This window comes from Okeania sp. SIO2C9, from assembly GCF_010672455.1.
Classification (GTDB): Bacteria; Cyanobacteriota; Cyanobacteriia; order Cyanobacteriales; family Microcoleaceae; genus Okeania.
The window spans coordinates 1-10,842 of record NZ_JAAHGO010000146.1 but is presented as its reverse complement, the minus strand read 5'-3'; the positions used below and the strand labels follow the sequence as shown (position 1 = coordinate 10,842).

General features: G+C 38.2%; 11 protein-coding genes, 1 tRNA gene and 1 pseudogene. 8 read left to right on the top strand and 5 right to left on the bottom strand.

What is annotated here, in order from left to right; all coding sequences use genetic code 11:
• Positions 1-665: 665 nt before the first annotated feature.
• Positions 666-887 (bottom strand): hypothetical protein, encoded by a 222-nt coding sequence (locus tag F6K23_RS39095; protein ID WP_293166384.1) that lies wholly within the window; start codon positions 885-887, stop codon positions 666-668.
• A gap of 301 nt (positions 888-1,188) precedes the next feature.
• On the opposite strand from F6K23_RS39095, the gene F6K23_RS39090 reads away from it, so the two are divergent.
• On the top strand, positions 1,189-1,356 hold the full coding sequence (locus F6K23_RS39090) for a hypothetical protein (protein WP_293166383.1): 168 nt from the start codon (positions 1,189-1,191) through the stop codon (positions 1,354-1,356).
• Positions 1,357-1,418: 62 nt separating this feature from the next.
• Here F6K23_RS39090 and F6K23_RS39085 read toward each other — a convergent pair whose 3' ends face one another.
• On the bottom strand, positions 1,419-2,075 hold the full coding sequence (locus F6K23_RS39085) for a hypothetical protein (protein WP_293166382.1): 657 nt from the start codon (positions 2,073-2,075) through the stop codon (positions 1,419-1,421).
• Positions 2,035-2,460, bottom strand: coding sequence for a hypothetical protein (locus F6K23_RS39080; protein ID WP_293166381.1), 426 nt, complete (start codon positions 2,458-2,460; stop codon positions 2,035-2,037). The genes F6K23_RS39085 and F6K23_RS39080 overlap by 41 nt, the downstream gene beginning before the upstream one ends.
• Between F6K23_RS39080 and F6K23_RS39075 the strand changes: the two genes are divergently transcribed.
• Positions 2,443-2,751, top strand: coding sequence for a hypothetical protein (locus F6K23_RS39075; protein ID WP_293166380.1), 309 nt, complete (start codon positions 2,443-2,445; stop codon positions 2,749-2,751). The genes F6K23_RS39080 and F6K23_RS39075 overlap by 18 nt on opposite strands.
• Positions 2,752-2,826: 75 nt before the next feature.
• Here F6K23_RS39075 and F6K23_RS39070 read toward each other — a convergent pair.
• Positions 2,827-3,911, bottom strand: a pseudogene (locus F6K23_RS39070) (RNA-guided endonuclease InsQ/TnpB family protein).
• Positions 3,912-4,035: 124 nt separating this feature from the next.
• Here F6K23_RS39070 and F6K23_RS39065 point away from each other — a divergent pair.
• Complete coding sequence (locus F6K23_RS39065; protein ID WP_293166379.1) at positions 4,036-4,380, top strand: hypothetical protein; 345 nt, start codon at positions 4,036-4,038, stop codon at positions 4,378-4,380.
• 192 nt (positions 4,381-4,572) lie between these two features.
• Here F6K23_RS39065 and F6K23_RS39060 read toward each other — a convergent pair.
• A tRNA-Ser gene (locus tag F6K23_RS39060) sits at positions 4,573-4,659 on the bottom strand.
• Positions 4,660-5,334: 675 nt separating this feature from the next.
• Between F6K23_RS39060 and F6K23_RS39055 the strand changes: the two genes are divergently transcribed.
• From F6K23_RS39055 to hisS, 5 genes are all read left to right on the top strand, one after another.
• The gene (locus F6K23_RS39055) at positions 5,335-5,703 is read left to right on the top strand and encodes a 2Fe-2S iron-sulfur cluster-binding protein (RefSeq protein ID WP_293166377.1); all 369 of its coding nucleotides are present in this window, start codon (positions 5,335-5,337) and stop codon (positions 5,701-5,703) included.
• The gene (locus F6K23_RS39050) at positions 5,693-6,214 is read left to right on the top strand and encodes a thermonuclease family protein (protein ID WP_293166375.1); all 522 of its coding nucleotides are present in this window, start codon (positions 5,693-5,695) and stop codon (positions 6,212-6,214) included. Before F6K23_RS39055 ends, F6K23_RS39050 begins: the two co-directional genes overlap by 11 nt.
• Before the next feature lie 396 nt (positions 6,215-6,610).
• Positions 6,611-7,447, top strand: a complete 837-nt coding sequence (locus F6K23_RS39045; RefSeq protein WP_293166373.1) for an inositol monophosphatase family protein — start codon at positions 6,611-6,613, stop codon at positions 7,445-7,447.
• 301 nt (positions 7,448-7,748) lie between these two features.
• Positions 7,749-8,663 carry a DnaJ domain-containing protein gene (locus tag F6K23_RS39040; protein ID WP_293166371.1) on the top strand — a complete coding sequence of 305 codons (915 nt, stop codon included), beginning with the start codon at positions 7,749-7,751 and terminating at the stop codon, positions 8,661-8,663.
• A 145-nt stretch (positions 8,664-8,808) separates the two neighbouring features.
• Complete coding sequence (gene hisS / locus F6K23_RS39035; protein ID WP_293166369.1) at positions 8,809-10,200, top strand: histidine--tRNA ligase; 1,392 nt, start codon at positions 8,809-8,811, stop codon at positions 10,198-10,200.
• The last annotated feature ends 642 nt before the right edge of the window (positions 10,201-10,842 follow it).

The window sequence follows — 10,842 nt, the reverse complement described above, 5'->3', positions numbered from 1 at the left end:
TGAGGAGTGGTACTGACTCACTCATGTCCTTAGTTTAGCGTAGTTTGATGTTTTGTCAACCTGTCCCAGATTTCCTGAAGTTATAGACCAAGACCTGTTAAGCGATCGCTCTCACCTGAATCCTTACGTTTAAATAGTACTGCTAGCTTTGGAAATATTAGTATTTGATCTTAAAGTATTTTTCATAACTAAGGCTAATCAAGTGTTACATTGTTGCAGATATGTTTGGTGTTGTAGGCGATCGCCTACATAGCTATCTAGCCTTTGGGCAAACTGGAGTTGTAGAAGAAATTGCTATTGGCGTAAAACATAGTTGAGCGTTGACTTATAACCAGTTGGCTACAAACTCAACAGCCTTAAACATCTGGGTGTCGGTCGGGTGTTGTAGGAGAGAATGAGCGACTAACTGAGCCTCCTACTTTTTTCTCTGCTACAGTTCATAGATTTTTATAAGCAAATCCTTGGAACATTTTCTAAATTGTTTCAGCAGTTAATTTATACTTATAAAACTTCTGTTGAACCTGTCTAACTGTAGTTTTTTTGCTAGAGCAAAAAGCCAGGATTTATTTTTAAAATTATTCCAAAGTAAAAGGTTGTTTTTCAGGAGAAGTCTGAACATCTATTATCTCAATATTATCCTTATTATCTTGATTGCTAAACTTAGCTTATTCAGTATTTTTATAAGTTTTTTCATCATTTGATTTATGATAATTGCCTAGATCAATACACCTTTCATCTACCACATATTTAACTGGCTCTGGCAAAATAGCTGGTTCATCCTCAACTAATATTGGTCGCTCCTGCGATAAGCACCAATTATATAATCCTGGGTTCCCTAGTTTTTGAGAATGCTTATGAGCAAATTCTCCTAATCTGACATAATTCAAAGACTTTCTAATATCTCCCTGACCTTCTATTTTAAGTGTTTTAACTTAGTCATATTTGACTAACAAAAATAATCTAATCAAAACTTTTCTTGCTTCTTTTATTAGGCAACCAAAGCAAACTATTAAATTACCTAAAACCATGCACTAATGCTCCCTGCAATAATTCCTGCTCTAAAGATTATCAGTGCTAGAGTGAAATTAAAGTCGCGGGGATGGATATTACTGAGTAGCCTAATGAATTCCCAGGCTTTTTCAGAATAATTAGATTCGTTATCCCATGGAGCTACTACAAAAGTACCCCATGAAAAAGGCAATTATTGCCAAATTTCTCGGAATTTCCTCAAAAGCTATAGACAATTATCTCTACGGTACAAGGCCAAACCCTATACTACCAGTGCAAAGACTAGCAGCAGAGTTAAGCCAGAAGTGGTCTATCCAGGCACAGGAAGGGGTTAAAACCACTCATTAAAAGGTAGTTGTGAGAAAAGTTTCCCTACCCAGACCTATCACCTAACCACCTACAGCATAGAATCAATCCACCCCAAGAACTTGATATTCCAGGGTTTCACACAGACGACACTCTGTACCAAAAACGGTAACAAGGCCGTATTCAGAGACAGTGGTAATCTTCTCCCGTCTCCACTGATCAACCCAGTGATAGCCCTGGGTTTCAAACTGATGAACAAATTTATCTGCCAGCAAATGCCTCATCATCTTCTCCATTGAGTCCCCATTCCATAAGGAAGTACAAGAACTGCCAATCACTTTACTTGGAGTTTTCAGGCGGTTCACTTCTATCGCCTTGAGATTCATCCAGATTACCTTCTGAGTCACCATCTCAGTTAGGTAACACGGATGAGTCCGTTGGTAGAGTTCGTTCAAATCTAGATCCAATTCGGGAATTATCAGGTTTTGAGACTGTTCAGTCATAGGCAATATAGGTGTGCAATTTGATGGTATTTCTGACAATTTTCTCAGACCATAATTCGCTCCTACCCAGGTTAATCTGACCTCTCCCCAGATGTTAGCCACCGCTTGTAACCAAGACTCGCATTGGCTATAGACTGCCATTGCATCTTCTCGGCCTAGATTTTGGGGGGCGATAAACACAATACCCTGATTTGGCAGCACCCCTTCTTGCCAACCATCAAGGCATCTCGGTCTCGGTAAATTCTTCTCCTCTTTCATCCGCAGTTCTTTCTTCAGTTGCAAGACTTTTGTCCTGAGTAGACCTGGCCTGTTGTAGCAGACGTTGGTCATAGCCGAAAAAATCACACAGCACGCTTAACTCTAAGTCTGATAGCTCTTCTCCCGATAAGGTTTTGAGCAGAGGAGATTTGATGACTATTGGCAAAGTGATATCTAGTTTGGAGCGTTCCTCATCTAGTTCACTTTGCAATTCAGCGATCCGTTGGGCGGATGCTTGTTTTTCCTCTGTTAGTTGCCTTTGGTAGTGAGCCATTGCCTCTACCCACAGTTGATTTTTCTCGTCTTCAAGCAAAGGGGTGTAAGCGAGGGCGGGAGAAACAATGCGGGTGCAAAGCTGGCAAGAAATTTGATTGGTACTATCCAAAGACTTAATTATCTGGGAATTAACTACACCGATGCACCACAAGCGCTTTTTGAAGATTACTGTAGTCGTTGCAGCCCACCTATTAATAGCAAAGAGGCGCAACAGATTTGGAAATCTGCTGAAAAAGATAACCCTACTGCTTCTCTCACAGACGATGCTATAGAAAATTGTCTGAAAGCGTGGCAGAAAAATCAGCATTACAGCAGAAATAGTAGCAATAGTGCCTCTCACAAAGGAACTTCACCGCTTCATCAGGGTAATAGTCAAACCATAGGCGTAACTGCTCTATAAAACTGACACAAAGCGTTACATAACGTAACAAATTGATGTTTACTTCCTGCTTCCACTGAGGCCGTCGGCGGTTACTCATCCACAGGCATTCACGGTCGAACCGACCGCATCTCTCAAATTAATGCTGGCGTTTAAATCTCTGTCTATTGACAAGCCACATTCTGGACAGTCATAAGTTCTTACATTTAAGGGCATATCTTGAACATGACCACAATTCGAGCAAGTTTTTGATGATGGAAAAAACCTATCAACTATTACTAACTCAGAACCGTACCACCGTGTTTTATATTCTAGCTGTCGCCTGAACTCATAAAAGCCTTGGTCTGCTATTGATTTAGCTAGTTTATGGTTAGCTAACATTCCACTAACGTTTAAATCTTCTATGACAATGGTGCCGTGGTTCAAGGCTTGCGTATGTTGTCAATTTATGAAGCGCATCTTTACGGATGTTAGCTACTTTTGCGTGTAGCTTGGCAATTTTGAGTTGTGCTTTTCGCCAATTAGCTGAACCAATTTCTTTATTCCGGTTTAGATATTGTAGTTGGGAAAGCTTGGCTTCAAACTGGCGGTATGACTTGACACTTTCAAAAACTTTCCCATCACTTAATGTAGCTAAGGTTTTAATGCCTAAATCTACACCTACAACTTCAGTAGTTTTTGGTGTTGGAGTTGGAGTAAATTCATAACTGAAACTCAAATACCAATCACCTGCGTGTCTACTAATAGTTATTTTTTTAGTTGTTGCTTCAATCGGTTCATAAGTTTTTACCCATCCGATGAAAGGTAATTTATGATTCCATCCATTTAATTCTATTGGTTTTCCACTGGTTTTCTATTGTGAATGAATCAGACCTACCTTTTTTCTTAAACTTTGGATGTTTACCTAACCCTTGAAAGAATCTTTTAAATGCTTCACCTAAGTTGATGAAAGCGTATTGATAAACTTTAGATGAAAGATTTTTCATCCAGGGATAAAGTGGTTTTGTGTGATTGGTAAACACCTCTCTTAGCTTACGAGCATTTGGCTTGTAACCATTTTTATAAGCAGCATTCCATAAACTTAAACCCCAATTATAACACCATCTGCTATAACCTGCGTGTTGAGCCATCAGAGTTTTCTGCTTATTATTAAGTTTCAGCTTTGTTCTAATGGATTTCATATATAGGTGAGTGCAACCTGTCTAAAAGTATGCTTCTTGACGCATTATGCCGTTATTCTCTGATTAAGTCAATGCTCTCCCAAAGAAATGGGATAAACTAAAAGTTCTGGGAGAAATTATTAAGATGGCAGAGCAACGCCCCAAGAAAAGCCAGCTTACTCTGCAGCTCAAGCAGCTTTCCATTGATAGTGGGTGGGATCTGCGCTCATTAAAAGAAGTCTACCTCAGCACAATTGAAGACTTCGATGCGGATGCGGAGTTACCAGATGATGAGAGAAAACTTGGTGGAGAGTTAAAGGTTGGCCATTTAATTAAGTTGAAGGGTGGCGACGACTCTAGTTTGAATACCTGGGAAATTAAGAGCGTGGAGAGCGAGCGCTTATGGGTCGAAAGAACTGGTCGGAGGGTCGAGCCAGAAATCAGAAGGGTTAAGTTTAGCGATGTGGAAAAGATTTACACCAAATCCTGATTATTGGACGGAATTTAATATCCTTTTTATATTCTTGAGTTAAACCATTTTGTTAAACCATTAAACTACGGCTTAACTTTGGCTAAATCGCTGAAACGTATTGCTAGATTAAGATATAGGCTAAATAGAATTAGTTAAGCAATTAAACCAGGGTCTAACTTTAGCTAAATCGCTGAAACTTATTCTATAGAACGGAGAGGGGGGGATTCGAACCCCCGTATAAGTCACCCCATAACAGCATTTCCAGTGCTGCGCCTTAAACCACTCGGCCACCTCTCCAAAGAGAAAAAGTATTAAATTTTATACTTGCTCACAATTCCACTATTGTAGCAGAATAATTCTAAATTTTGCAAGTCTTTCTGGCAAAAAAATTTTATATTCGATATTGGGCCTGGTTCATGAAGTCAGATGTTTCAAGTGAGAATTCAGAAGTTAACCCACCCCTAACCCCTCCCAGGAGGAGAAGTAGGGGATTTGAGCTTCGCTCCAAAAATATTTCGCCTGAAAAGGCAGGGTTTTAGACCCAACTATTTTGATAACATAAGATTAAGCATAAATCATGTTTTAGTTTGTTCATTCAGGACTTAAGCATGAGGTACAAAAAAACTAGGATTTGAGATTGCTTTCCATCCCGGAATGTTGTGCAAACCCTGTCGATCGTAATGACGAGAATACGTTGTACTGCCTAAGCAATATAATTAAAAATTAATACCTCAATAACCAGCAATAACTATAAATTATAATATAAAATTATTATGACCAAAAAATAAGGTCTCAAGCCTCCCCTTTTAAGGGGATGAAAAAGCGGTCAATTGGATATGGCGAGGTTTCCTCGCCATATCCAATTGACCAAGAGAAATCAAGTTCAATATTTCAAGCCTCTGACTTTCCTGCAGAATGCTGCGCAAACAGACAGAGGTACTGATAACTGATAACTGATAACTGATAATTGAAATGGCCCGTAATCACCAAATCCGCATACACGATCGCCAAAAAGATACATATCATACAGTCCGGGTTCCTGAAGACCGCTACATCCTCCACAGTGCCGAAAACCAAGGAGTAGATTTACCATTTTCCTGCCGTAATGGTGCTTGTACTACTTGTGCAGTGAGAGTTATATCTGGCCAACTTTACCAACCAGAAGCAATGGGACTATCATTAGAACTTCAAAAACAGGGTTATGCCCTTCTGTGTGTCAGCTATGCTCGTTCTGACCTACTTGTAGAGACACAAGATGAAGATGAAGTATACGAACTCCAATTTGGCCGCTATTTTGGCAAAGGAAAGGTAAGAGCGGGATTGCCATTGGATGAAGATTAGAATCATTTTTCTAGTTATAGCCTGGATACTTTTCGTTGGCTGCCAAAACTCAAATCCCCGGTCGGGCAAAATAATTAGAGTAGAAAGGGTTGTTAGTGGACAAACTATCGAGATAACTGACCGTTCTGTTGCTGTACCTATACTAGAACCCATTCGCTTGATTGGTATTCAGGCACCAGATATCAGACAAAAACCTTGGGGACAAGAAGCTAGAACCCAACTAGAAAAGTTAACCTTGGGGCAAGAAGTTTTACTAGAGTTTGATGTCCAGAAAAAAGATAAATTCGATCGCCAACTAGCTTATATTTGGCTGAATGGGAAACTAATTAATGAATATATGGCAGAAGAAGGTTTGGCCTTGGCAGAGCCATATTTTCCTAACAATAAGTATACAGAACGTCTTGCTAATGCCCAAGAAAAAGCTAGACTGATGGGGCGAGGTATCTGGAATCCAGAACGTCCAATGCGTCAAACTCCAGCACAATTTCGTCGTGAAAATCTTAAACAGTAGAAAGTCAAAAGTAAAAAGTCAAAAGTCAAAAGTAATTCGTTGTGAAAATCTTAAACAATAGAATTAAGAAAGTAAAAAGTCAAAATTCAAAAGTAAGAAGTTATTGTTGTTATCAAAATAATGTGGGTCTAAAACCCCCCCCTTTAAGGCGCAATATTTTTGGAGAGTTACTCACGCATCCCCTACTTCCCCTCCTGGGAGGGGGAGGGGCTAGGGGTGGGTTAACTTCTGACTCACAGGAGTGCGCATTCCGCAAGCGAGCTGGCGTCGTCGCGGGGTCGCACCGCTTCTGAATTATGACTTCTGACTTCATTAAGGAGATGAGTGAGCAACCCTCCAACAATATTCGCTAATCAAGGCAGGGTTTCCTATTAATTGAGTAAGTTAATTATTTTTATGAGTGCAGAACAATTACAAGTTTTCCTAGACATTGCTACTGAAGCGGCTCTTGCTGGTGGTGCAGAGTTAATGTCTTATTGGGGTAATCTTCAAGATATTCAAGAAAAGGGCAGTCCTGGAAATTTGGTAACTGAAGCTGACAAAGCTGCTGAAAGGGCGATCGTTAAAGTTTTACAGCGACATTTGCCAGACCATGGCATTCTAGCTGAAGAGTCGGGAGAGTTGGGAGATACAACAAGTAGATATCTATGGGCAATAGACCCTTTGGACGGTACTACTAATTTTGCCCACCAATATCCTTTTTCAGCATCCTCGGTAGGATTATTAATTGATGGGGTACCACAGGTGGGGGCGGTATTTAATCCGATTTTGGATGAACTTTTTCGTGCTGCTAAAGGTTTGGGGGCAACTCGTAACCGCAAACCAATTAGTGTTTCTCAGACTACTACTTTAGAAAGAAGTTTGACGATAACGGGTTTTGCTTACGACCGACGGGAGACTACTGACAATAACTACAAAGAATTTTGTCAAATATGTTATCTAGCTCAAGGAGTACGACGTTCTGGTTGTGCTTCTATGGATCTATGTTCTATTGCTTGTGGTCGTGCAGATGGTTACTGGGAAAGAGGTTTGTCGCCTTGGGATATTGCTGCAGGTATAGTGGTGCTGCAAGAAGCGGGAGGTAAAGTTACAGCTTATAATGGTAGTCCTTTTGATATGAGTTCGGGTAAAATTTTAGCTACTAATGGCAAAATTCACGATTTAATGAGCAAAGCGTTGATTGAAACTCCCCCTCTATCTCATTGGTCTACAATAGACATCTCCTCCAAATGAGGCAACAGCTCATCTGGCAACAGGCAACTCACCCCTAACCCCTCCGGTGGAGGGGGATAATTGATAATTTATGGATAAGAATTGATTTTATTTTTGATTTTTGCAGAAGTCTAATAGACATCCCCGATAAAGAATAGACTTTTTGCATAAGTAGGCAACAGGCAATAGGGAAGAAAATTTCTGAAAAAAGACACAAAAAGTAATCTATAATGTCTAATTTCCGGAGATGTCTAATTAGAGCTAAAAAGGATAAGGATTAAGTTTAGATTCAATGCAATTTTGTTAAGGAAAAGTTGTTATTATGTCTTTTACATTTGAACAAGGATTATTCCAATTTGATTTTACAGACCATCATGCAATTTTAGGGGTTTCCCTAGATGCAGAATTTGGTGAGATTCGTAAACGGTATATGCGAGTGGCGCGTCGCTTACACCCTGATACTTGTTCTTTTGAAAGTGAAACTGATAAAGAATTTGCTAATCAGTTGTTATCTAAGTTGGTGAGTCCAGCTTATAATAAATTTTCTAAGGAAGGTGATCGTGCTGAACTTTTTGTTGTTCTCAAAAATATCGGCAATACTGTTTCTCAGCAGCGCAGTCAAATTAAGCTTACTACTGATGCAGCACAAAAAATTGCTAAGGCGGGAGATTATAAAAATTTATATCAGGAAGCTCTCAAGGAATTAAGCGATCGCGAATATGAATCTCTTGAAAAAACTTTAGATATTATCGGAGAAATTAGTGAATTGAATTTAGCTTATTTACTGCGCAAAAGTGGTTCTGGAGTTGTTAAATCCCCACCTCCACCGAAACCTCCAGTCAATCAAGAAGAACCTAGAGCAATCAAACCCCCAACTAAAAATCCTTTGGTAGAGCAAGCTTGCAATAGAGCTCAAACATTAATATCTAATAAAAATTATGCTAAGGCAATTTCAGAGTTAAAAGGAGCTTTGAAATTTGAACAAAATGATAGTCTTTCTCATGCTTTATTAGGTTTTTGTTACTTCCAGCAGAAGCAAGGCACAATGGCAAAAATTGAAGTTAAAAAGGCTCTTTCATTAAATCCTCAAGAGCCAAAAGCATTGGAGGTAAAAAAATTATTAGAACAAGCTGCAGCTGGCAATAAGAGACCAAATAAACTAAAAGATAAAAAAGAAACTAAATCGGATAAAGGTGGTGGTTTATTTGGGGGAATTTTTGGTGGAAAGAAAAAGTAAGAAAGTAAGCAAACAGCGGTCAGCTATCAGCTTCCAAATAACCCTTTTAATAATTATTAGCCAGTAGGGCGTTAATTATTTATATTTTTACTACTCCCTTACTCCCCTACTCCCCTACTCCCCTACTCTAAATATGAGGTAAAAAATGGCAAAAACAGATAAAATTAATTATAGTTGTCCTAGTGGTTTTCCAGAATTTCTCCCTGGTGAAAAACGATTAGAATCTTATTTAATGGATACAATTCGTCAGGTATTTGAACGGTACGGATTTACACCTATTGAAACTCCAGCAGTTGAACGTTTAGAAGTTTTACAAGCAAAAGGAAATCAAGGAGATAATATTGTTTATGGTTTATTTCCAATTCTACCTCCAAATCGTCAAGCGGAAAAGGAAAAATCTGGAGATAGTGGCTCAGAAGAAAGGGCGTTAAAATTTGACCAAACTGTTCCTTTGGCTGCTTATATTGCTCGGCATTTGAATGATCTAAATTTCCCTTTTGCTCGTTATCAAATGGATGTTGTTTTTCGAGGAGAGCGGGCAAAAGATGGTCGTTTTCGTCAGTTTAGACAATGCGATATTGATGTTGTAGGGCGAGGTAAATTAAGTTTATTATATGATGCACAAATTCCGGCGATTATTGCTGAAATTTTTGAAGCGATTAATATTGGAGATTTTCTGATCAGAATTAATAACCGCAAAGTTTTAACTGGTTTTTTTACATCTGTGGGAGTCACAGCAGATAATATTGTGTCTTGTATTCGGATTGTTGATACTGCGGAAAAAGTCGGAGAAGCTAAGGTTAAAAAAGCTTTGTCTGAAATTAGTTTATCTGAATCTCAAGTGGAAAAAGTTTGGGATTTTACTAAAATCAAAGGTACGGTTGATGATGTTTTGGATAAGCTGAAAAGTATGGCAGAAATTTTGGATAATTCTGAGGTTTTAAGTCAGGGAATTACAGAATTAGAAACAGTAATTTCTGGTGTCCGAAATTTGGGTGTTTCAGACCAATGTTTCTGTATTGATCTATCAATAGCTAGGGGATTAGATTATTATACAGGCACAGTTTATGAAACTACTTTAATCGGACATGAAGCTTTAGGAAGTATTTGTTCTGGGGGTAGATATGAAGAGTTAGTGGGAATGTTTATTGGTGAAAAAATGCCTGGTGTTGGTATTTCTATTGGTTTAACTAGATTAATGAGTCGTTTATTAAAGGCGGGTATTCTGGAATCTTTTGCCCCTACTCCAGCAACAGTTATGGTTGTCAATATGCAAGAAGATTTAATGGCAACTTATTTAGATGTTTCTCAACAGTTGCGTCGTAGTGGGATGAATGTGATAACCAGTTTTGATAGTCGTGGAGTGGGAAAACAATTACAACAAGCAGATAAGCAAAAAATTCCTTTTTGTATAATTATTGGTTCGGAGGAAGCAGCAGCTAATATGTGTAGTTTAAAAGATTTACGCACTGGCGAACAAATGAAAGTGCCAATAGCAGGTTTAGCAGGTGTATTAAAACAAAGATTGGTTCAATAATGAATAATGAATAATGAATAATGAATAATGAATAATGAATAATGAATAATTACCTCTTCTTTTCAAGGAGAGGATTGACTCAAAGGAATTTTTTTTCTTGTTTATCCTTTAAAGGAGAGGCTTTAATCCTTAATTATTCGGTAATATTGTAGAGTAGTTAATTAGTAGTCAGGTATCAGCAATTCACTTTTTTATCTGGCTCTTAATAGACATCTGAATAAGATTAATAAACCTTTTCGGAAAAGTTTTTAGAGTTCTTAGGTGGAACAGCAAGCAATTCTTTTTAAGGAAACATTAATATGACTACCAACGATTTTTTGTCATGGAAAAAAAATGGTATAATAAAAGTTATACGTAAATATAGTCATATATAGTCAAATCATGTCAAATATCTTCGTTGATTTGTGCAAGCATAGCTACTAAATATTTGACAAAATTTAATAACTCAAAGGCCATCTGTTTAATAGTATAATGAAATTGGCACGCTTAGTTCCAGACTAAATAATCATCAAAATTCCGCGCGTCCTCGAATCCTAATATAATTTTAACTCCTGGATTTATGAAATTAGTTGAGAGACATATCCCATACAAAAAATCATCGGTTTTATCCTGAAATTGACCGACTATGTTTCTTGTCGAAAA

Bases quoted from the DNA above. Each gene is read 5' to 3' on its own strand.
- F6K23_RS39090 (WP_293166383.1), top strand. From the start codon at position 1,189: ATGAAAAAGGCAATTATTGCCAAATTTCTCGGAATTTCCTCAAAAGCT.
- F6K23_RS39085 (WP_293166382.1), bottom strand. From the start codon at position 2,075: ATGAAAGAGGAGAAGAATTTACCGAGACCGAGATGCCTTGATGGTTGG.
- F6K23_RS39065 (WP_293166379.1), top strand. From the start codon at position 4,036: ATGGCAGAGCAACGCCCCAAGAAAAGCCAGCTTACTCTGCAGCTCAAG.
- F6K23_RS39055 (WP_293166377.1), top strand. From the start codon at position 5,335: ATGGCCCGTAATCACCAAATCCGCATACACGATCGCCAAAAAGATACA.
- F6K23_RS39050 (WP_293166375.1), top strand. From the start codon at position 5,693: ATGAAGATTAGAATCATTTTTCTAGTTATAGCCTGGATACTTTTCGTT.
- F6K23_RS39045 (WP_293166373.1), top strand. From the start codon at position 6,611: ATGAGTGCAGAACAATTACAAGTTTTCCTAGACATTGCTACTGAAGCG.
- F6K23_RS39040 (WP_293166371.1), top strand. From the start codon at position 7,749: ATGTCTTTTACATTTGAACAAGGATTATTCCAATTTGATTTTACAGAC.
- hisS (WP_293166369.1), top strand. From the start codon at position 8,809: ATGGCAAAAACAGATAAAATTAATTATAGTTGTCCTAGTGGTTTTCCA.